The sequence below is a fragment of the Exiguobacterium aurantiacum genome (genome assembly GCF_001766415.1).
GTDB lineage: Bacteria > Bacillota > Bacilli > Exiguobacteriales > Exiguobacteriaceae > Exiguobacterium > Exiguobacterium aurantiacum_A.
In genome coordinates this window covers 471,408-493,204 of record NZ_MKXO01000001.1, presented here as the reverse complement: position 1 = coordinate 493,204, position 21,797 = coordinate 471,408, and the positions used below count along the sequence as shown (strand labels likewise).

The 21,797-nt window shown below is 52.3% G+C and carries 16 protein-coding genes; 6 read left to right on the top strand and 10 right to left on the bottom strand.

All coding sequences use genetic code 11. The annotated features are described in order from the left end of the window. Window positions 1–121 precede the first annotated feature (121 nt). The 3 genes from BJU60_RS02525 to BJU60_RS02515 all read left to right on the top strand — a co-directional run bounded on the left by BJU60_RS02525 (window position 122) and on the right by BJU60_RS02515 (window position 7,026). The gene (locus BJU60_RS02525; RefSeq protein ID WP_070327341.1) at window positions 122–868 is read left to right on the top strand and encodes a TspO/MBR family protein; all 747 of its coding nucleotides are present in this window, start codon (window positions 122–124) and stop codon (window positions 866–868) included. A gap of 270 nt (window positions 869–1,138) precedes the next feature. After that, window positions 1,139–5,578, top strand: coding sequence for a glutamate synthase large subunit (gene gltB / locus BJU60_RS02520; RefSeq protein WP_070327340.1), 4,440 nt, complete (start codon window positions 1,139–1,141; stop codon window positions 5,576–5,578). Then, the gene (locus tag BJU60_RS02515; protein ID WP_070327339.1) at window positions 5,575–7,026 is read left to right on the top strand and encodes a glutamate synthase subunit beta; all 1,452 of its coding nucleotides are present in this window, start codon (window positions 5,575–5,577) and stop codon (window positions 7,024–7,026) included. Before gltB ends, BJU60_RS02515 begins: the two co-directional genes overlap by 4 nt. Before the next feature lie 148 nt (window positions 7,027–7,174). Here the strand turns inward: BJU60_RS02515 and BJU60_RS02510 are convergent, their stop codons facing one another. The 3 genes from BJU60_RS02510 to BJU60_RS02500 all read right to left on the bottom strand — a co-directional run bounded on the left by BJU60_RS02510 (window position 7,175) and on the right by BJU60_RS02500 (window position 9,881). Continuing rightward, the gene (locus BJU60_RS02510) at window positions 7,175–8,494 is read right to left on the bottom strand and encodes a Na+/H+ antiporter family protein (RefSeq protein ID WP_070327931.1); all 1,320 of its coding nucleotides are present in this window, start codon (window positions 8,492–8,494) and stop codon (window positions 7,175–7,177) included. Window positions 8,495–8,641: 147 nt separating this feature from the next. Beyond that, window positions 8,642–9,355: a YebC/PmpR family DNA-binding transcriptional regulator gene (locus BJU60_RS02505; protein WP_070327338.1), complete on the bottom strand. Its 714-nt coding sequence runs from the start codon at window positions 9,353–9,355 to the stop codon at window positions 8,642–8,644. A 79-nt stretch (window positions 9,356–9,434) separates the two neighbouring features. Further along, complete coding sequence (locus BJU60_RS02500) at window positions 9,435–9,881, bottom strand: MarR family winged helix-turn-helix transcriptional regulator (protein ID WP_070327337.1); 447 nt, start codon at window positions 9,879–9,881, stop codon at window positions 9,435–9,437. Between the two features lie 386 nt (window positions 9,882–10,267). Between BJU60_RS02500 and adhE the strand changes: the two genes are divergently transcribed. After that, a complete protein-coding gene (gene adhE / locus BJU60_RS02495) occupies window positions 10,268–12,859 on the top strand; it encodes a bifunctional acetaldehyde-CoA/alcohol dehydrogenase (protein WP_070327336.1) in 2,592 nt (863 codons plus the stop codon). 40 nt (window positions 12,860–12,899) lie between these two features. Here the strand turns inward: adhE and BJU60_RS15140 are convergent, their stop codons facing one another. The 7 genes from BJU60_RS15140 to nikA all read right to left on the bottom strand — a co-directional run bounded on the left by BJU60_RS15140 (window position 12,900) and on the right by nikA (window position 19,320). Then, on the bottom strand, window positions 12,900–13,184 hold the full coding sequence (locus BJU60_RS15140) for a hypothetical protein (RefSeq protein ID WP_141737213.1): 285 nt from the start codon (window positions 13,182–13,184) through the stop codon (window positions 12,900–12,902). Window positions 13,185–13,258: 74 nt separating this feature from the next. After that, the gene (locus BJU60_RS02490; RefSeq protein WP_167615656.1) at window positions 13,259–14,572 is read right to left on the bottom strand and encodes an MATE family efflux transporter; all 1,314 of its coding nucleotides are present in this window, start codon (window positions 14,570–14,572) and stop codon (window positions 13,259–13,261) included. Further along, window positions 14,559–15,329, bottom strand: coding sequence for an ABC transporter ATP-binding protein (locus BJU60_RS02485; RefSeq protein ID WP_070327335.1), 771 nt, complete (start codon window positions 15,327–15,329; stop codon window positions 14,559–14,561). Before BJU60_RS02485 ends, BJU60_RS02490 begins: the two co-directional genes overlap by 14 nt. Further along, window positions 15,313–16,083 carry an ABC transporter ATP-binding protein gene (locus BJU60_RS02480; protein ID WP_070327334.1) on the bottom strand — a complete coding sequence of 257 codons (771 nt, stop codon included), beginning with the start codon at window positions 16,081–16,083 and terminating at the stop codon, window positions 15,313–15,315. Before BJU60_RS02480 ends, BJU60_RS02485 begins: the two co-directional genes overlap by 17 nt. A gap of 18 nt (window positions 16,084–16,101) precedes the next feature. After that, window positions 16,102–16,881, bottom strand: a complete 780-nt coding sequence (locus BJU60_RS02475; protein ID WP_070327333.1) for an ABC transporter permease — start codon at window positions 16,879–16,881, stop codon at window positions 16,102–16,104. Next, window positions 16,878–17,819, bottom strand: a complete 942-nt coding sequence (locus BJU60_RS02470) for an ABC transporter permease (RefSeq protein WP_070327332.1) — start codon at window positions 17,817–17,819, stop codon at window positions 16,878–16,880. Before BJU60_RS02470 ends, BJU60_RS02475 begins: the two co-directional genes overlap by 4 nt. Window position 17,820: 1 nt before the next feature. Next, on the bottom strand, window positions 17,821–19,320 hold the full coding sequence (gene nikA, locus BJU60_RS02465; protein WP_070327331.1) for a nickel ABC transporter substrate-binding protein: 1,500 nt from the start codon (window positions 19,318–19,320) through the stop codon (window positions 17,821–17,823). A 266-nt stretch (window positions 19,321–19,586) separates the two neighbouring features. Between nikA and BJU60_RS02460 the strand changes: the two genes are divergently transcribed. After that, window positions 19,587–20,783, top strand: a complete 1,197-nt coding sequence (locus BJU60_RS02460) for a hypothetical protein (protein ID WP_070327330.1) — start codon at window positions 19,587–19,589, stop codon at window positions 20,781–20,783. Window positions 20,784–20,894: 111 nt separating this feature from the next. Then, complete coding sequence (locus BJU60_RS02455; RefSeq protein WP_254281625.1) at window positions 20,895–21,791, top strand: alpha/beta hydrolase; 897 nt, start codon at window positions 20,895–20,897, stop codon at window positions 21,789–21,791. Window positions 21,792–21,797: the final 6 nt, after the last annotated feature.

Here is a 21,797-nt window from a genome sequence, read left to right as displayed (position 1 = left end):
CCGATTGAGACTCATTATTTGAGTCTCTTTTTCATTTCGCTTGTGTATGAGCAGAGACACACGGGTATAGAATACTATGTTAATAAAGGAGGTGTCAGGTCTTCTTCGGAAGATCCTATTTATGGACTTGTCAAAATGGCCTTTAGTCAACTGGCTGGCGTTTTTAGCAACAGTCGTCATCAACTACTTCGCGAGCGGTAATAACGCGGCCGTGTCAGACCGGATCGATATTTATTTCAAACCGGCTGGATACGCTTTCTCGATTTGGGGACTCATTTACGTCGCGCTCGCAGTATGGCTCGTACTCCAATTGAAGAAAGGGTCGGTCGCGAACCGACAGGCTAACCGGATGAAGGCAGGCTTCCTCGTGTCGTGTATTTTGAACGGTCTTTGGCTGCTCGCGTTCACAAACGAGTGGTTCATCGCCTCGCTCGTCGTCATGGCGGCGTTTTTAGCGACGCTCGCTTGGTTGTATTACATCGCCTTCCGCACGTCGACGAGCTGGCTTGACCGTTTCCCATTCTCGGTTTACCTCGGTTGGGTGTCGGTCGCGACGATCGTTAACGTCTTCATCGTCATGAAGACGGAACGGATTACGACGTTGCTCGGCTTAGATGAGTTGGCATGGACGTCACTCATGCTCATGGTCGGGGTCGTCCTCGCTTTGGTGTTCATGTGGTGGCACCGCGACTTCATCTACCCGCTCGTCTTCGCCTGGGCGTATGTGGGCATCTTCGCCCGAATCGACAACGGGACGCTTTACGTCGTCCTCGTGAGCGCGCTCATCGTGCTCGCGCTCGGTTACGTCGGCTTGATCATTTGGAAACGGCCGCGTTCATTTTTGCATCACTCCAGAAAAACAGTATGACAAGCAAAAAGATAGCCTAAAACGGGCTATCTTTTTCTTTGGGAATAACAAGTTCTGATGAACCTATACATAAATATATTTGATGGATAAATATTCATTATGGATTATAAGTTGTTTTTAGAAATCCCTTGATATCAAATATGTATCCGCTTTCAAAAAATATTCATTCCGTTACCGTTATGCAAAAATTCATTCAACATACTTGATTTTTCAGAATATTTAGAACAGAATAAAAATTACGAACAAGATGGATAGAGAGGGGCTGATTCGATGGAGCGAACAAGTTTGTACGATCCACGATTCGAAAAAGATGCATGCGGTATTGGGTTATATGTCAATTTAATGGGAGAAACAAAGCACGATATCGTCAGCAAATCGCTATCGATGCTCTGTAAGCTCGAACATAGAGGTGGGCAAGGCGTCATCGACGCTGGTGACGGGGCCGGCATCATGACCGAGTTGCCCCACGAGTTATTCACTCAGACGATGAACTTGCCAGCGCCGGGGGGCTATGCGGTCGGCATGGTGTTCTTCCAACCGAACGAGACAAAGCTGCGCGACAAGCAACAACAAATGGAGCGACTCGCCGATGAACTCGATTTCGCGACAATCGCCTGGCGGGAAGTACCGGTCGACAGTTTGGCGATCGGTGAACACGCTCGGGTGACACAACCGACGATTTATCAATGGTTCGTGTCGTGCCCGTTCGCGGACTATGATTCAAACGAACGCTCGCTCTATCAGCTTCGCCGGATGATCGAGAAAACAGACGAATTAAACCTTTATCTTCCGAGCCTATCGACGAAGACAATCGTTTATAAAGGAATGTTGACGCCGATCCAGATTGAGCGGTTTTATCTCGATCTGCAATCGCCGGCTTATAAGAGCACGTTCGGGATCGTCCATTCACGGTTCTCGACGAACACGTTCCCGTCATGGGAGCGGGCCCATCCGAACCGGATGATCGTGCATAACGGTGAGATCAACACGTTGCGCGGGAACATCGATGCGATGCGTGCCCGCGAAGGTGTGACCTCGACCGACCTGTTCGATGATGTGAACGAACTGTTCCCCGTGCTCCAAGAAACGGGCAGTGACTCCTCGATGCTCGACAACGCGTTCGAGTTCTTCACTCGGACCGGTCGTTCGATCGCACACACGGCGATGATGCTCATCCCTGAGCCGTTCGCCGAAGTATCGATGGATCCGTTCAAAAAAGACTTTTATCAGTACCATTCGTCGATCATGGAGCCGTGGGACGGACCGACGGGCGTCGTCTTCACGGACGGGCGTCAAATCGGGGCAATCTTGGACCGGAACGGCTTGCGGCCGATGCGTTATATCGAGACGATGGACGGGGAACTCATCCTGTCGTCTGAGAGCGGGGTCATCCCGGTCCATGCGGAGAACGTCAAGACGAAGCAGCGTCTCCGTCCCGGGCAGCTCCTCCTCATCGACTTGGAATCGAAACGTCTCATTCCGGATGCTGAGATCAAACAGACAATCGCCCGGGCCGAACCGTACGGGAAATGGTTGAAGCAGATGACGACGATTGCGGACCAGCCTGTGAATGAACCGGTCGTCGAACAGGTGCACCGTAAACAACGGGCGTTCGGATACACGAAAGAGGATATCGAGCAGTATCTCGTGCCGCTCATCCTCGAGAAAAAAGATCCGATCGGCTCGATGGGCCATGACCAACCGGTCGCGGTCTTGTCAGAGCGACCGCGGTCGCTGTTCCATTACTTTAAGCAACACTTCGCCCAAGTGACAAACCCTCCGATCGACGCGTTGCGCGAGAAAATCGTCACGGCGACGTTCACTTGGCTCGGTCCTCAAGCGAATCCGGTTCATACCGGTCGGGGACACGCCCGCCGCGTCTGGCTCGAACATCCGATCATTGACGCGGCGACAGTCGAGGCGGTGAAGTTGAAAATGAACGTCGTCCGCATCACGACAACGTATGAAACAGACCTCGAACGTTCGCTCGAGTCATTGTTTGAACGTGTCGATGCGGCCGTCCGAGATGGGGCTGAAGTCATCGTCTTGTCTGACCGTGACATGTCCGAGTCATCGCTCGCGATGCCGGCCCTGCTCGTCATGAGCGCGGTCCATCAACATTTGATTCGGTCGAACTTACGGGCGTCATGCAGTCTCATCGCTGAAAGCGGAGAAGTGAGAGAAGTGCACCAAGCCGCCGCTTTGATCGGATACGGGGCCGATGCGGTCTATCCGTATTTAGTGTACGCGACGATCGCCGAAGCGGTAGAAGCCGGATTGATTTCGTTCTCGGTCGAAGAAGCGATCCGCCGCTATCAAACGGCTGCAGTCGATGGAATCGTCAAAATTATGTCGAAGATGGGGATTTCGACCGTGCAAAGTTACCGGGGAGCACAAATTTTTGAGGCGGTCGGCATCGACCGCGCATTGATCGACCGTCATTTCCGCGGGACGACGTCACAACTGTCCGGGATCGGGTTCAAGGAGCTCGAAGCAGAATCACGGCGTCAGCACGAATCGGCGTTTAGCCGTGACCGTCCGCTTGAAGCGGGAGCAGATTTCCAGTGGCGAGCCGACGGAGAAGAGCACGCCTTTAACCCTAAGTCGATTCACTTGTTGCAACGGGCATGCCGCGAGAACGAACGCCGTTACTATGACGCTTACGTCAAACAGCACGAAGCATCCGGTCAATTTTTAAGACAGTTGTTCGACTTTAAAACGCAAGAGCCTATCCCGATTGACGAGGTCGAATCGGTCGCCTCGATCGTCAGTCGTTTCAAGACGGGCGCGATGTCGTTCGGCTCCCTGTCGAAAGAGGCACATGAGACGCTCGCCATCGCCATGAACCGGATCGGCGGGAAGAGCAACTCAGGTGAAGGTGGCGAAAACCGTAACCGCTTCACTCCTGACGCGGACGGGAACGAACGCATCAGCCGGATCAAACAAGTGGCAAGTGGACGATTTGGTGTCACGGCCGAATATTTGTATCATGCCGATGAGATTCAAATCAAGATGGCGCAAGGTGCGAAACCAGGGGAAGGTGGGCAGTTGCCTGGCAATAAAGTCTACCCGTGGGTCGCCGAAGTGCGCGGCTCAGTCCCAGGTGTCGGGCTCATCTCGCCGCCACCGCACCATGACATCTACTCGATCGAAGACTTGGCCCAGTTGATCTTTGACTTGAAGCACGTCAATCCGCAAGCAAAAGTGAGCGTCAAGCTCGTCTCGAAATCCGGTGTCGGAACGATTGCGGCCGGCGTCGCGAAAGCGAACGCCGACACGATCGTCATCAGCGGCTACGATGGCGGGACAGGTGCTTCGCCTCGAACGTCGATCAAGCATACGGGTCTCCCGTGGGAGCTCGGATTGCTTGAGACACACCAGACGCTCGCATTGAACGGACTTCGTGGACGCGTCACGCTCGAGACGGACGGCAAGCTCATGACCGGACGCGATATCGTCCTCGCCGCCATCTTTGGGGCGGAGGAATACGCGTTCGCGACGGCACCGCTCGTCGTGCTCGGCTGTATCATGATGCGGGCCTGTCATCTGGACACGTGTCCGGTCGGCGTCGCGACACAAGACCCGGCGCTTCGCCAAAAGTTCATGGGTAAACCGGAACACGTCGTCAATCTTATGACGTTCCTCGCCGAAGAAGTGCGCGAAATACTCGCCTCGCTCGGCGCGAAGACGATCGGTGAGGTCATCGGCCGAACGGACTTGCTAGAAGAGAGCGCCTGGAAACAGGAGCACACGAAAGCGAAAATGCTCGATTTGACACCGATGTTATCGGTCCCGACAGCGTTACCGGGGAAGGAAGAGTTAGCTCATCCGGCTTTTCAGTCGTACGACCATCGAAAATTGATCCCAGCCGTATCGCGTTCGATCAAATCGCTTCAACCGACGTTCTTCGTCGGGCGGGTCCGCAATACGGACCGGGCCGTCGGGACGATGCTCGGCTACGAAGTGACGAAAGTTCACGGTAACATCGGTTTGGCTGAAGATACGATCTCACTCCGACTGAGCGGATCGGCCGGACAAAGTTTAGGCGCATTTCTTCCTCATGGCATCACGATCTCCGTGATCGGGGATGCGAACGATTATGTCGGAAAAGGGTTGAGCGGCGGGAAACTCGCGGTCATCGCTGAGAAACATGCCCCGTTCGACGAGAGCGAACAAATCATCGCCGGCAACGTCTGCCTGTACGGGGCGACATCGGGGATGGCATTCTTCAACGGACACACGGGGGAACGGTTCGCGGTCCGAAACTCAGGTGCCGTCACCGTCACTGAAGGCGTCGGGGATCACGGGTGTGAATATATGACCGGTGGGACGGTCGTCGTCCTAGGAACGGTCGGCCGCAACTTCGCGGCCGGGATGTCCGGAGGTGTCGCCTTCCTATACGGTGACCAAGACTATGACCAACTCGTCAACACGGAACTCGTAGCGGTCGAACGCGAGTTGACCGATGAGGACACAGAACAGATTTACACGCTGCTCGAGATGCATCAATTCCACACGGATAGTGTGAAAGCGAGTCGTATCCTCGAGTCGTTCGATGACGAGCGGAAGCGCTTCGTCAAAATCGTACCTCGCGATTATGCGAACGTACTTGACGTCATGCGTCAAATTGAAGCCACTCGTCCGGAACTGAACGAGGCAGACCGTGCCCTCGAACTGTTCCGGGTCGTGACTGAAGGAGGCGTAGTATGAGACATAAATTTATCGATATCCCACGTGAGACGCTCCCTGAGCGTACAGTGCTCGAGCGGATACGTGACTATGATGAGTATGCATCCCGGATGGACGATGAACCGATCGTCAAGCAGGCCGAGCGCTGCATGGACTGCGGGACCCCGTTTTGTCACGTCGGTGACATGATCGGGCAAGAGACGATCGGGTGCCCGATCCACAACTTGATTCCGGAATGGAACAAGCTCGTCTCGGACCAAGACTGGTATCGTGCCTACGAGCGGTTGATGGAGACGAACAACTTCCCAGAGTTCACGGGCCGCGTCTGTCCGGCCCCATGTGAAGGGTCGTGTACGCTCGGCATCAGCGAAGACCCGGTCGCCATCAAATCGATCGAACGGACGATTATCGACCGCGCCTTTGAAGAAGGGTGGGTCCAGCCGCGACTCGTCCAGATGCGGACCGGACGCTCGGTCGCCATCATCGGCAGTGGTCCGGCGGGTCTCGCTGCGGCGGACCAGTTGAATCAAATCGGTCATCACGTCACTGTGTATGAAAAAGCTGACGAGGCGGGCGGGTTGTTGTTTTACGGGATCCCAAACATGAAGCTTGATAAAGACGTCGTCCGGCGCCGGATTCACTTGCTGGCAGCGGAAGGAATCCGCTTTAAGACAGGTGTCAACGTCGGTGTTGATGTGACGGTCGAGTCACTCCGCCACAAGTTTGATGCCGTCATCCTCGCGACGGGGGCGCAGAAACAGCGAATGCTCGGGATCGAAGGGGACGACGCGACCGGCGTCGAACCGGCGATGGACTATTTGACCGAGTCGACACGGGTGCTCGGCGGAAAAATGATCGACGCACAGTATGACGCGGCCGGGAAAGACGTCATCGTCATCGGTGGCGGTGACACCGGGGCCGATTGTGTCGCGACGGCGATCCGGCAAGGTGCGAAATCGGTCACACAGTTCGGCAAACACCCGGAAAAAGGCATGTTCCGGGCGCCAGAACGTCCGTGGCCACTTCAACCAGACACGCTTTCGGTCGATTATGCTTACGCCGAGGCGATCGAACGTTATGAGCATGACCCGAGAACGTATTTGATCCGCTCGAACCGAGTTATTAGCCAAGACGGTCGCGTCGCCGGCATCGAGACGGAACGGATGGAGAAGATCGTCAAACCAGACGGTCACGCGACGTTCTTCGTCGTCGAAGATTCAGTTAAGACGTATCCGGCCGACCTCGTCCTCGTCGCCATCGGTTTTGAACGTCCTGAATCCGAATTGCGCAAACTTGGCGTCGAAGCGAAGCAAGACTACGTTTCGAACGTAGACGGCGTCTTCGTCGCCGGGGACGCGAGACGCGGACAAAGCTTGATCGTCTGGGCGATCCGCGAAGGGCGAGAAGTCGCCGAAACGGTCGACGCTTACTTGGAGGCTTGTCAATCTCGTCTAAAAACTTCATCATAAAAAGGAGCGACGCGATGTCGCTCCTTTTTAGATTGATCAATAGGAGGAGTCAGAGATGCTAATAGAAGTCCTCATGTATACGGGTTTTTGGTTTTTACTCGTGCTCGTCTTGCTCGGCACGATTTACGCGCGGCGTAACCGGAAGTGATTACAGCACCATTGCGGCAATCAAACCGAAGACGATGAGCGGGATGTTGTAGTGGAGGAACGTCGGCCAGACCGTCTCACGCAAGTGGTCGTGTTGCCCGTCCGCGTTCAAACCGCTCGTCGGTCCGAGCGTCGAATCACTCGCCGGGCTACCGGCGTCACCGAGTGCTCCGGCCGTTCCAATGATGGCGATCGTCGCCTCGACCGAGAAACCGTACTGGATACATAACGGCACGAAGATAGCGGCGATGATCGGTATGGTCGAAAAGCTCGAGCCGATACCGAGTGTGATGACGAGACCGACGAGGAGCATGACGAGGGCGGCGAGGAACTGCGAGTCACCCATCAAGTTGCTTGCTCCGCTCACGAGCGGTTCAATCGCACCCGTTTCACGGATGACGGCGGCGAATCCGCTCGCAGCGATCATGACGAAACCGATGAAGGCCATCATGCGCATGCCGCTCGTAAAGATATCGTCTGCTTCTGACCAAGGGATGAGACGGAAGAGCGTCAACAGGATCAAACCGGTCACGGCCGAAGCGATCATCGATTCGGTCTGCAATTGAACGACCAAGACGACCAAGACGACGATCGCCGTCAACCAAATCTTCATGTTGCTCAACGTGCGGACCTCATAGTCGCTCGGACCGAGTTGGATCGTTTCATACGACCGCGGTTTCCGGTAGTGGAAGAAAGCGGTGATGAGTCCGACGAGCATACCGAGTGCCGGGATGGCCATGATGCTGACGATATTGACGTCACCGACGGCCATCCCGTTCGTCTCGACGTTCGGGAGCAAAATCTCGTTCAAGTAGATGCCGCCGAAGCCGACCGGTAGCAACATGTACGGTGTGACAAGCCCGAACGTGAGGATCGTCGCGACGAGCCGGCGATCGAGTTTCAACTCATTGAACAAGACGAGTAACGGCGGTACGACGATCGGGATGAAGGCGATGTGGATCGGTAAGACGTTCTGTGAGCTGATAGCGAGTAAGAGCAGCAGCGACAGCAGTATCGCTTTGACGCGACCGACACTCTTGCCGGTCACATCACGGCCAGACATGCTGATCAACCGTTCAGCCAGGACATCAGGCAGGCCGGTCTTTGACAAGCCGACAGCGAACGCGCCGAGCAGGGCGTAGCTGAGGGCGATCGTGGCACCGCCACCAAGCCCGTCGCTGAAAGCGGTCAACGTGTCGTTGAAACCGAGTCCTCCGACAAGTCCACCGACGATGGCGGCGAGGATGAGCGATAAGACGATATGGACACGACTGATCGCGAGAGCAAATAAGACAATGACAGCTAATAATACAGCATTCATGAGTTCCAACACCTTTCGAATCATAAGTTCTTTCTCTTGTTATCGCTTTAATACGATAAAGACTTTTGAAATTTAACATACGTTTTATGACTTGTCAAATCATGAAAACAAAAAAAGCGACAACTTCGAAAAGTTATCGCTTCTTCATCATAGTTCGACGTTATGGTACACCTGACGAACGTCTTCTAAGTCTTCGAGTACGTCGAGTAGTTTCTCGAATTGCTCTTTCGACGCTTCGTCGAGTTCGACTTCGTTTTGCGGTAGCATCGTCAGCTCGGCGACTTCGAACGTCTCCACACCCGCCGCTTTGAACGCGGTCTGGACGGCATGGAATTCTTCCGGCTCGGCATAGACGATGACCGTCTCGTCTTCTTCGATGACGTCACGGACATCGAGGTCGTGCTCCATCATGAGTTCGAGCACGTCGTCTGCTGTCATCCCGCCGACACCGATGACGGCCGTCGCATCGAACATATACGCGACCGACCCGCTGACTCCCATGTTACCACCGTTCTTGCCGAACGCGGCCCGAACTTCAGAGGCGGTCCGGTTGACGTTGTTCGTGAGCGTGTCGACGATGAGCATCGACCCGCTCGGCCCAAAGCCCTCATAGCGGAGTTCGTCGAAGTTCTCTTCGTCGCCGCCTTTCGCTTTGTCGATGGCCCGGTCGATGATCGCTTTCGGGACGTTATACGTCTTCGCGCGCTCGACGACGAACTTGAGCGATTGGTTCAATTCCGGATCAGGTTCACCTTGGCGGGCGACGATGTAGATCTCGCGGCCGAACTTCGCGTAGATACGACTCGTATTGGCGTCTTTAGACGCCTTTTTCTCTTTAATGTTGTTCCATTTACGACCCATTACGTGTCATCTCACTTTCCATTGTTCGATAGATTCACTGTTGATTATATAAGAAGAAGCGAGCGTTGACGAGAGAAAATCATCCCTCGCTCTTGTCCATCTTCTCAACGATCTCGGTCAGCGTCTTTAAACTGTCGATCAAGCGGTCGGTCTCATCCTCATCGAGGAACGCTAACCGATCCTCGAACAGGCGCCGAAACGAGTCGCGCCGCTCGAGGAGCACGCGCTCTCCTTGGTCGGTCAATTGGTTCCAGATGACACGGCGGTCGCGCTCGTCAGGGACACGTGTAATATACCCTTCGTCGACGAGCTTCGTGATGAGCGGCGTCACGTTCGGCGGGGCAATCGATAACGTCTCACTAATTTGTCCGTTCGTGACCGCGCCTTCATCCTCGATCAACATCAGTAGATGAAAGTGAGAGAAGTTCAAGTTCGGGATTTGCGGGAGGTCGGAGCGGCGGAGCAGTTTTCTTCTGATTAACGGGATCAGTTTCACAAACTGATCGGCTGCATCTTGTCTTGGCATAGTCATAGTCACTTCCTAGTCAGGTTCTTTCTTCATTATACACGACCACAGGCGGGGTGGACGAGCAATCATCGGACTGTGAGCATTTACACACCGATTCCGCCAAACTAATGACACAAACAATGTAAGCGTTTACATATGGATCTGTCCTTGTTTTCATGAAAACGCATACGATTTTACTGAGCTGATCTGTAAAAATCAAGACCTATCCTCAAACAGCAAAAAAATATTGTGAAAGAGTTCACATTGTTGTCACGCACAAATTGAATGAAACGGTGTATTCTATGAATGTGAAGGAAAGCACAAACTCTTATCAGGCAAACCGATTATCCCGTGCTCTCCATCAAGTCAGAAGATCAGCTCTCATTCATGAGGAGGAAACCAACATGGCAGTTAAAGAGAAAGCAGTAGTGGAAACATCAGCAGAACAGATGGTCGACACGCTCGTCAAGCAAGCGCACACGGCACTCGACACGTTGATGACGTTTGACCAAGAGAAAATCGACACGATCGTCCAAGCGATGGCGTTAGCCGGACTCGAGCAACACGTCGCACTCGCTAAACATGCATTTGAAGAAACAGGTCGCGGTGTGTTTGAAGACAAGATGATCAAAAACATCTTTGCGACAGAATATATTTTCAACTCACTTCGCGGTGAGAAAACAGTCGGCGTCATCGAAGACGATGAGCAAAACGGCATCACATACATCGCCGAGCCGGTCGGTGTCGTCGCCGGGGTCACACCGGTCACGAACCCGACATCAACGACGATGTTCAAAGCGATCATCGCCATCAAAACACGTAACCCGATCATTTTCGGCTTCCACCCGTCAGCACAACAATGTTCAAGTGCAGCGGCCCGCGTCCTTCGTGACGCAGCGATCGCAGCAGGTGCACCGGAACATTTGATCCAATGGGTCGAAAAACCGTCACTCGACGCGACGAAAGCACTCATGAACCACCCAGGCGTGGCCATGGTACTCGCAACAGGCGGCGCGGCAATGGTGAAGTCGGCTTACTCGACAGGTAAACCAGCGCTCGGCGTCGGACCTGGTAACGTCCCGGCTTATATCGACAAGACAGCGAAAGTAAAACGCGCCATCTCGGACGTCATCTTATCGAAAACGTTCGATAACGGCATGATTTGTGCGTCAGAACAAGCGATCATCGTCGACCAAGAAGTATATGAAGACGTGAAACGTGAAATGACAGCGCTCGGCTGCTACTTCTGCTCACCAGAAGAAAAAGCCAAACTCGAAACACTCGTCATCAAGACAGACACATGTGCGGTCAACCCTGAGATCGTCGGGAAACCGGCAGCATGGATCGCCGAGAAAGCTGGACTCAGCGTCCCGGCCGACACGAAAATCTTGATCGCTGAACTCGAGACAGTCGGCGCAACAGAACTGCTCTCACACGAGAAGCTCAGCCCGGTGCTCGGCGCTTATAAAGTTCAATCACGAGAAGAAGGCTTCGCGATCGCTGAGAAAATGCTTGAAATCGGTGGTCTCGGTCATACGGCCGCAATTCACTCGACAGACGACGACGCGATCCTCGCGTTCGGACTTCGCATGAAAGCTTGCCGCATCATCGTCAACTCGCCAACGGCACACGGCGGTATCGGTGACCTTTACAACGAAATGACACCATCACTCACACTCGGTTGTGGGTCGTACGGTAAAAACTCCGTCTCTGAGAACGTGACGGCGAAACATCTACTCAACGTGAAAAAGGTGGCGAGACGTCGCGTGAATATGCAATGGTTTAAAGTCCCTGAAAAAATTTACTTCGAGAAAAACTCGGTTCAATACTTGCAGTCGCTCACGTCAAAAAAACGAGCAATGATCGTCACAGACGAAATGATGGTCAAACTCGGATTTGCTGACAAAGTCATCAAAAACTTGCCGGCTGGTGTTGACTACCGCATCTTCGACCAAGTCGAACCAGATCCATCGGTCGAGACGGTCATGGCAGGTGCTGAAGCGATGCGCCAATTCCAACCGGATATGATCATCGCGCTCGGTGGTGGATCACCGATGGATGCTGCGAAAGGGATGTGGCTCTTCTACGAACGTCCAGAAGAGAAGTTCTCAAACCTTCGCCAGAAGTTCATGGATATTCGCAAACGGACGTACAAGTTCCCGACGCTCGGCAACAAGTCGATGTTCGTCGCGATCCCGACAACGTCAGGTACAGGTTCAGAAGTGACACCGTTCACGGTCATCACTGATAAAAAACGGAACGTCAAATACCCGATCGCCGACTACGCGATCACACCAGACGTCGCCATCATCGACCCTGAGTTCGTTATGACGGTACCGGCTTCAATCACGGCTGACACAGGAATGGACGTCTTGACACACGCCATCGAAGCGTACGTATCGGTCATGGCGAACGACTATACAGACGGACTTGCCCTCCGTTCGATGAAGATGATCTTCGACTACCTCCCGAAAGCTTACGAAAACGGAAGCGACGCTGAAGCTCGTCAAAAAGTGCACAATGCCTCAACAATGGCCGGTATGGCATTCGCGAACGCGTTCCTCGGAATCAACCACTCGATCGCGCACAAAATCGGTGGCGAGTTCCACGTGCCGCACGGTCGGACGAACGCGATCCTCATGCCGCACGTCATCCGCTACAACGCGACACGCCCATCGAAACTTGCGGCGTTCCCGAAATATGAGTCATTCATCGCTGACGAGCGCTACGCTGAAATCGCACGCTTCCTCGGACTCCCGGCGAAGACGACTGAAGAAGGCGTCGAGTCACTCGTCCAAGCGATCATCGAGCTCGGACAGCGCTTGAACATCAAACTCTCGTTCAAAGCACAAGGCATCAAGAAAGCGGACCTCGATGCGAAGATCGACAAAATGGCGGTCGACGCGTTCGAAGACCAATGTACGACGGCGAACCCGAAAATGCCGCTCGTCGAAGAATTGAAAGAAATCATGTACGCAGCGTACGAAGGCGTATAATCAAAAAAAGGCGATCACTCCAACGAGTGGTCGCCTTTTGTCATGCAATTAAGGAAAGTCCCATGAACAGGAGGATGACGGATAAAGCGATGACGTTGAACCAGACGACAAACTTGATCGCGATCTCAGCCCACGCTTTATTTCTCAGCCCAAAATAAAGCAAGAATGCATAAAAAACTAGACCGCCGACGAGTCGGTACGGAGAGGATGCGTCAAAACCAATGTCGTATGCATGTTGTACTGTATTGAGCAAGGCGAGGAGGAGGAAAGCGCACAGGTAGCGCTTTTTCTTTATTTGTTGATTCGGATTGTAAACATTATTCATAGATTGCACCAACCGTCTTTGGGTTTTCGTATTTCTATCTTTCGACTTTGTAATATCTTTTCACTATACCATTTTTATGAAAGGTGAGATGGCGAAAACAGACAATTTCGTCTCCTGCGTTCATTCATCGCCAACGAGAGCGACCGTGTGAGACTGAAGCAAAGAAAAGCTAACCAAACCCCATGATTCCCGATGGAGGGGACGAGCAAGAAGGCCACAATCGTAAACACGATAAACGCATAGATGAGTGAGTTACGGACGGGCCGAGCGTCTCCGATGCCGGCAAAGACACCTTCATACAACATGGCCAAACCACCGATGAACGGATACAAAATAATCCACATATAATACGTCTCAATCGTCGAGCGGAGCGCTATATCTTCCGTGAAGAGGTGAATGATTCCATCCTGTGCCACTGACAGTAGTACGGTGATAATAACCGTTGACCACAAAATAAACCGAGAGCCGATCTGAACCGTGAGTCGATAGGTTTCATTCGATTTTTGCCCGATTGCGCGCCCAATCAATACGGTGGAAGCTTGACCGATGCCGCTGAACCAATAAGCGATCACATACTGAAATTGAAACAAGATGGCATTCGCACTCAATGCCTCGACGCCTTGTTTGGCTCCAAGTGCAGTGAACGAGCCCGTCATGAGAAGTAAGAAGACGGTACGGATGAACAAGTCACGGTTGACGGTCAAATAAGTAATATAAGCGCCCGTGTTCATCAAATCGCGGCTTATCTGTGCGGAAAACGTGATACGGCTTTGTACGAACAGCCAACCCAATCCAAACGTCATCACTTCTGACAAACTCGTCGCAAAAGCAATCCCGGCAACCGGATCGTAAAACACGTGGATAAACCAAACGTCTAAGATGATGTTCATCAGGTTGCCACCGACTTGGATGACTAAGGCGGTGCGCACGCTCCCATGCCCAATCAGCCAGCCGAGTAGGACGTACGTACCAAGCGCGAATGGAGCGGCGTAAAGTCGCGTCGTAATATAAGTCCGAACGGAGTCGGCCATGGATGCATCCGTTACAAGTAGATGAATGGCGGTTTCGCGAATCGGGATCAGGAACAAGAGAAAACTTGTTCCAACAACAAACGCGATGACGAGCGGCCGGAACAAACTCATTTGAACGCGTGTTGCATCTTGTTTCCCGAGTGCTTGCGCTGTGAATCCGCTCGTACTAATCTTTAGAAAGCCGAACAGCCAATAAAGGGTGTTAAAGACGACCGCACCGACGGCGACTGCACCAATCGCGGTCAATTCGTCCGTGTTCGCGATTACAATCGTATCGACGACACCAAGCAGCGGCGTTGAGAAACCGGCGAGCACGAGCGGGTAAGCGATGAGCCAAAATGATTTAGTCGACACCATGCAAGAACCGACCCTTCTCGACGAAGGCGTCGCGCAATGCAATCGTGTACGGATGGCGCGAGTCATCAAACAATTCATTGCCGTTGAAAGAGTCCACGATCGTCCCTTCGGACAAGACAAGGATACGGTCACACAGTTTCGATACGACCGATAAATCGTGGGAGATGATTAAAAATGCCATCGACTGGTCGCGATGATAGGACTTTAGCATGTCGACGATGTGATGTTGCGTGATGGTGTCCAGTGCTGTCGTTGCCTCATCGAGAAGAATGAGTTGAGGATTCAGGCTAAGAGACCTGGCGATGGCGGCACGTTGTTTTTGCCCTCCGCTCAATTCACGAGGATACGAGGCCATGCATGTGTGCGGAAGTTGAACGATGTCAAACAAGTGTTCTAACTTGGCCCGTTCATCGTACGGTTCAATCAAACGAAAATGACGAAGCGGCTCCAAGATGGAATCTGCGAGCGTCCATCTCGGGTTGAACGATTCGGCGCTGTCTTGAAACACAGCTTGAATGCGTTGCCTCATCTGTGTGACTTCCCGACATGAAGCGGTCTGCCAAGACAGATCACATAGCTGAATCTGTCCTGCGTCAACCAGCTCAAGTCCGAGTATACAGCGAGACAAGGTGCTCTTTCCGCTACCGCTCGTCCCAATCAAGCCGACCGATTCGCCAGCCTGAACCGTGAACGTGACGTCACATAATACAGAGTGGCTACCATAGTTTTTCGAGACTTTTTCAACGTGTAATAACATGTTCGAGTCGTTCCTCTCGTTTTAAAATCGGTGCCGCTTGAAGCAAAGACTTGGTATACGGGTTCTCCGAGGCGATCAGGTGCTCACGATTTCCCGCGTCAACGATGCGCCCATCTTTCATGACGAGGATGTGATCGGCATAGGTCATCGCTTCGGCTAAATCGTGAGTGACCCACAGCATGCTCGATGTTTGACCGATCATCGACTTCAACCATTCGGTCACTTGCCGAGCCGTCAGCACGTCGAGCGCATTCGTGATCTCGTCCGCGATGATGAGTGTTGGTTGAAGAATGCTCGCAAGTAATAAGCAAAACCGCTGAAGTTGACCACCGCTCAGTTCGAGTGGATAGCGATTGAGGAGTTCTTCCGATAAATGAATCTCGGCCATGGCGGAGCGGATACGGTCTTTGTCGTATGCCTCGTCATGACTTTCGAACAAGTCCCGAATATGCTCATCCATCGTCAAAAATGGTGCGAACGACGTCGTGTAATGTTGTGGGATGTATCCAATCTCGCACCCATAAATGGAACACGTTTTACTCGCATCCCCAATCTCTTGGTCGTTCCAATAAATTGTACCTGTCGTCTGAAGCGTGTTGGGAAGCATCTGCAAAATCGATTTGACGAGAAGTGATTTGCCGCTTCCGCTCGCGCCGACGAGACAGACCCACTCATTTCGTTCGATGGCGAATGAGACGTCTTGTAAAAGTGGACGTTCGTCATGCTTGATAGAAAGTTGATCAATGACTAACATTACGTTGCCTCCTAACGCTTAAACTTGAAAATGACGTGTCAGTTTTGTCGAGAGTCTCGTCGACCCGATAATGGTTAACACGATACAGAACGCCGGCCAAAAAACGAGCGCCGGATTCGTTGCAAGGTAATGTCGTCCTTCACTGATCATCCCCCCCCATTCTGGTAACGGTAATTGAACACCTAGTCCAATGAAGGAGAAGGCGGAAATCAAGAGAATGACTTTTCCAAGGTCAAGACTCATGACGACAAGAATGTGCGGACAGACGGCAGGAAGGACGTGCCGGAGTGCGATTTTCGGTTTCGAAAGACCGTTCACGCGCGCAGCGAGGACGTGTCCCTTCGTGCTCTCTTGCAGGACGAGCGTGTGTACGAGGCGTGTATAGGACGTCCACTTAATCAAACTGATGGCGAGCACAAGGCTTTGAATGCTCGGACCTAGGACTCCAGCGAGGACGATGGCGAGCACCGTATCCGGAAAGATGATGGTCGCATCTGTCACTTTTGTGACGATTCGCTCCAATTTGCGATAGACGAACCCGCTGATCGTCCCAAGAATGATGCCGACCGTCGCTGTGATGAGAATGATGACGGTACTTAAACCGACCGTGATCCCGCCTGCAAGAAGGAGTCGTGACAAGACGTCTCGCCCTAGATGATCGGTGCCGAGCAGATGATGCAGCGATGGTGAGGCAAGTCGATTCGTCACGTTCGTCGCGAACGGGTCGACCATCGATGTCAATGCATACATCACGACGAAGATTGCCAAACCGCTTATGATGAATCGGCGCTGTTTCATCGGGACACATCCTTTCGATAGAGGTGAGGCTGCAGTAAACGTAACATCACGTTGGTCACGAGATTGATACTGACGACTAAACAAGTCGTAAAGACGAGATACCCTTGCAAGACGGGGAAATCACGGCGTAAAACAGAATCCACCATCAGTTTGCCGACCCCGGGATAAGCGAATAACACTTCGAGCACGACGACTCCTCCCATGAGGCTCGCCACGCTCACGCCGAACATCGAGATGACAGGGGGCAAGGCGGCCCGGGCGATATAGCGCGTCAGTAACTTTTTTGAACGGATTCCCCGAACTTTTGCTATCACGACGTAATCAGCCGCCATCACGTCGAGTAATGTCGAGCGGATGAGCCGGATATAGACGCCGCCAACGGCAATGCCTAACGTCAAAGACGGTAAGACGAGGCTGTCCCAGCCGTTTCGTCCCATTACAGGGAACCATTGGAGTGACACGGCGAATACATACATCAAAAACAAGCCGATTAAAAAACTAGGGACCGATGACCCGACAATCGACAATCCGGTTGCTAGCTTGGAAAAGACAGACATTGGTCGGAAAGCGCTGATGGTACCGAGCGGGACGGCGAGCACAATCGCCACGAGGAGACCTCCGGCCGCGAGTTCGAACGTCGCGGCATAGTTGTTTTTAAACAATTGTGTCACAGGCTGACCGGTGATGAGTGAATCGCCTAAGTTTAATCGAACGATTTCAGAGAGCCAATTCACGTATTGGACCCATACCGGATCCGTGAAGCCAAGCTCCTCGCGGAGGCGGTCAATCTCGGCGACATCGACTTGCAGTTCGTCGACCTTCAATAAGTATAGGACGGGATCTCCCGGGACGAGTCGGAGAAGCAAAAAACTGAAAAAAGTGAAGACTAGAAAAGCTAGTCCCCACTCAAGCGATTTACGTGCCACGAATCGCGTCATATCACAACACATCCAAATCTTTTGTGATCATATAGTATTCGCTCTTTTCAGTGACCCACCCATGCACGTTGTCTTTCAAAGCAACATTCGTCGAAGGGTGGACTAAAAATGAGTTGATGACACGTTCATCGACATATTGCGCAATTTCTTCGGTCATTCGGTCGCGTTCAGCACGGTCGACCGTCTGATTCAAGCGGTCGATTTTCTGCGTCAATGTCGCATCTTCTACGCCACTGAAATTCAACGCGCCGTTCGGATGGAACGTGGCGTTCAAGTAGTAGCCGCCGTCCCCACGTGGTGCGGTCAAATTGCTATACGTCGCAAGGTCCCAGTCTCGTTCGGCGGCCATATATTCTTCCGGTGTGTCAATCATTTGAATATCGATTTCTATCCCGACTTGCTTCGCATCCGATTGAATCAACTGTGCGATGAGTGGTAAGTCAGGTCGTGAGCTATACGTCAACAGATTGAGCCGAACCGGCTCACCGTCTTTCATCAACACGCCGTTGACTTGCTCGTAACCGTCTTGTTTGACCAGGTCCAGGACATCTTGTCCCTCGTCAGAAGGGTAGGACGGGGCGAACGGGAAAGACGGTAAGAATGGACCGACAGCAGGTGTGGCATAGCCATTCAAAATGCCGTCCACGATTTGTTCGCGATTGATGAGCGAGTCAATCAGGCGGCGCATCGCGAGTGACTGCATATGTTCACGTTCAAGGTTCATCGTCAACTGATGGACACGGAACGTCTCCGCCTTGTCGACGACGAACCCGTCCTGCTCCAACGTGTCGATCATCTCGATTTCTGGACGATAGACGATGTCTGCTTCGCCAGACCGGAGCGCCATCGTGCGCGACCCCGGGTCTTCGTTGAACGTGAACGTGACCGTATCGAGTTTCGGTTGACCGTCCCAGTATGCATCATGCCGTTCAAGTTGGATGTTCGAGCCGGGTTGGAACGACGTCACTTGATAAGGGCCGGTCCCGACAGGTATTTGATCGATGGCATCATCTGCAGTGACGTCAATGATGGATGTGTTCGGATGGACGAGTTCATTGACGAGTTCTGGATAAGGGACGGTCGTCTCGATTAGGAGGCTCGATGCTTCCGCTGTAATCGATTCGATACGCAATGCGCTGCGGATCCCTGTATTCTCTTCGAGAGAACGGTCGAGTGAACGTTTGACGGCCTGCGTGTCGAGCGGTTTCCCGTTATGGAACGTCACATCTTCTCGTATGTAAACGCGCCACGTCGTTTCGTTCACTTGTTCGAACGATTGTGCGAGCCAGGGGTCGACCGATAACGTCTCATCGTTCAATTTAAAAAGCGTCTCTGTCACACCGGCCCGGAGCGGAACGTAACTTGAATCGCGGTGGGGGTCTAGCGACTGAGTTGAGAAGTTATAGACGAAATGTAAATGCCGATCGTCTTGATTGGAATCGTTGCAAGCCGTTAAAAAAAATAGAGCGATAGTACATATGAGCGGAACTACATATTTCATAGAGATGACATCCTTCTTTCAAATTGTAATGATTACGAATTACATCATAGCGTAATCATTACAATGTATCAACTGGTGAATTTTATGTTTAAATTAACAGGTAACACTGGTGGTGATTGAATGGTTATGTGTTGTTAAATATATTTAAACCTATAAAAAATTAAATGCAAAAGTACTAAAAGCCATTTATAATAATAATTTCCAAGTTATCCATTGTTTCTTGATCATTGGTTGAAATTATTACTTAGTTATTGGAGACAACTCGTATGAACATTATGTTTAGCTTACTATCGGTACTATATGTCGTCTTTTTGTACGTCAGTCCGTTCACAAACGCCACCCCGTATGAGACGGCCGAATACTTTGCGTCGTTCGACCGAGACGTTAACAGTTGGGAGAACGTCGAGCTGTTCGAGTCGCTCGGGACCGAGCTCGATCTTGAGATGAACCGTTTCGTCCATTATGCCTCCGTACCGAGCCATTGGACGACGTTGACCATTGAAGATGACGAACGATTCGATGGTGTATCTCATTTCATCTTAGAAGCTGGATTTGACGGTGAAGTGATTCAAACGGATTGGAACGAACCGATTGATGATGTAGAAGGAAAAGTCGTCGTTTTGCCGATGACGGTCAAATCACTCGAGCTTGACAGGAGGGACACGTCGGCTGATCCATATGGAGAGGTCCTCATTGATGATGAGGCGAATCGCCACTTACTCAACCTGTTGGAGGCAGGAGCCGAAGGGTACATTGTCACGCCCGATGAACAAGAAGAGGCTTATTACGGAACCATTTATACTTCGCCACGGACGCGGCTGCCCGGCATCGGCGTCGACGTTGAGACAGCAGATCGTTTGACGGACGGGACGCATGTCTCGGTCGAACCGTTCGTCGACGACGAGGTGCCGTATGTCGAATTTATTCAACCTGGTAAAACAGACGAGGAGATTGTGATCTTGGCTAGGCTTGACGGCACGAGTTACGGGGACCATGCGTTATGGAGCCTTGGTGGTTCATCGATATTGTACGCGCTCATCGAACAAATGGATGGCATTGATACGGATGCGACGATCCGTTATGTCTTCTTGAACGGAAGTGGGGGTGGCTACGAGACCGCCATGGATTATTTAGAAACAGCGAAACAGGGTGAAACTTTGCCGTCTTTAGTACTGTCATTAGATATTCTTGGTACCGGGGAAGATGCACGTTTTGTAAGGACAAAAGGGATGACAAGACTGCCGGTCCTTGAGCAAGGAAGCTGGTCATCACTTGATGTGAAGCCACTCGGGACGTCGTATTTAGATGAATTTCATGCGGAAGGCGTACCGGTCATGTCATTAAGCGATTCATTGACGGCTGAGTTTGATGCTTTAACTGAAGCCGATACAATCGACCGTTTGTCGAACGAGGCGATGGAAGACCACGTCGCTTGGCTAACAGATTGGCTCGCCACACAATGATGTCTTGAACCGTCCCCGTGTGAGGGCGGTTCTTTCTTTTTGACTGAAACACTCGTCCTCTCTCGAATTGTTCGGTATGATGAAAGAGGAGGCGATACAATGGAACGAAACATGAACATTACAAGACATTACGGTGAACTGGCCGGTACGCTTTTATTGCATGACACGCCGCGAAAGACGGTCGTCATCTTGAGCGGGAGCGGGCCGAGTGACCGGAACGGCAATGTCGGACCTGTCCAGTTCAATACGTATAAAAAACTAGCCGACGCGCTATATGGCATGGGCGTCAACGTATTTCGGTACGACAAACAAGGGATTGGGGAGTCGGATGGTGACTTTAATAAAGTCGGACTCCATGACTTGGTCAACGATGCGATCGAAGTCGTGAAAACGATCCAACGGTTGCCTGAAACAGGCGATGTCTACGTGCTTGGCCATAGCGAAGGGGCGGTCATCGCCCCGGCCGTTCAACTCGAGACAAATGCGTCCGGATTGATCCTACTCGCCGGCTTCAACGACTCGTCGAAACAGATGTTTTTACATCAAGCCGACGCGCTCGCGTCCGAGATCGGGCGCGTGAAAGGGTTGAAAGGGATGTTTTACCGGTTGACCGGCGTCCCGAAAAAAGTCAGACAACGGCAAGACGATCTGCTCGAGCGCTCGCTCCGGACGAACGTCGCTGCGTTCAAATACCGAGGCCAAGTCGTCAACGCCAAATGGATTCGTGAACATGCGTCGTATGACGTCCGGGAACGGCTCGAGCTCGTGCGCGTCCCGCTGCTTGCCATCACCGGTGACCGTGACGTCCAAGTCCCGCCTGAACACGTCCATTCACTGCAGACGAAAGGCGATGTCGACAGCTATATCATTAAAGATATGAACCACCTGCTCGTCGAACGGACGAGCCCGCATTCACTTTTAACGTTGCACAAAGAATATCGTGAGGCGATCGAGGCTCCGCTTCATCCACAGTTGTTACAGAAATTGAACGATTGGTTAATCAAATAGTGAAAA

Coding starts and splice junctions, on each gene's coding strand:
- BJU60_RS02485 (WP_070327335.1), bottom strand. CDS start 15,329: ATGTTATTACACGTTGAAAAAGTCTCGAAAAACTATGGTAGCCACTCT.
- BJU60_RS02475 (WP_070327333.1), bottom strand. CDS start 16,881: ATGAAACAGCGCCGATTCATCATAAGCGGTTTGGCAATCTTCGTCGTG.
- BJU60_RS02490 (WP_167615656.1), bottom strand. CDS start 14,572: ATGGTGTCGACTAAATCATTTTGGCTCATCGCTTACCCGCTCGTGCTC.
- gltB (WP_070327340.1), top strand. CDS start 1,139: ATGGAGCGAACAAGTTTGTACGATCCACGATTCGAAAAAGATGCATGC.
- BJU60_RS02480 (WP_070327334.1), bottom strand. CDS start 16,083: ATGTTAGTCATTGATCAACTTTCTATCAAGCATGACGAACGTCCACTT.
- BJU60_RS02505 (WP_070327338.1), bottom strand. CDS start 9,355: ATGGGTCGTAAATGGAACAACATTAAAGAGAAAAAGGCGTCTAAAGAC.
- BJU60_RS02525 (WP_070327341.1), top strand. CDS start 122: ATGGACTTGTCAAAATGGCCTTTAGTCAACTGGCTGGCGTTTTTAGCA.
- BJU60_RS15140 (WP_141737213.1), bottom strand. CDS start 13,184: ATGAATAATGTTTACAATCCGAATCAACAAATAAAGAAAAAGCGCTAC.
- nikA (WP_070327331.1), bottom strand. CDS start 19,320: ATGAAATATGTAGTTCCGCTCATATGTACTATCGCTCTATTTTTTTTA.
- BJU60_RS02460 (WP_070327330.1), top strand. CDS start 19,587: ATGAACATTATGTTTAGCTTACTATCGGTACTATATGTCGTCTTTTTG.
- adhE (WP_070327336.1), top strand. CDS start 10,268: ATGGCAGTTAAAGAGAAAGCAGTAGTGGAAACATCAGCAGAACAGATG.
- BJU60_RS02500 (WP_070327337.1), bottom strand. CDS start 9,881: ATGCCAAGACAAGATGCAGCCGATCAGTTTGTGAAACTGATCCCGTTA.
- BJU60_RS02455 (WP_254281625.1), top strand. CDS start 20,895: ATGAACATTACAAGACATTACGGTGAACTGGCCGGTACGCTTTTATTG.
- BJU60_RS02510 (WP_070327931.1), bottom strand. CDS start 8,494: ATGAATGCTGTATTATTAGCTGTCATTGTCTTATTTGCTCTCGCGATC.
- BJU60_RS02515 (WP_070327339.1), top strand. CDS start 5,575: ATGAGACATAAATTTATCGATATCCCACGTGAGACGCTCCCTGAGCGT.
- BJU60_RS02470 (WP_070327332.1), bottom strand. CDS start 17,819: ATGACGCGATTCGTGGCACGTAAATCGCTTGAGTGGGGACTAGCTTTT.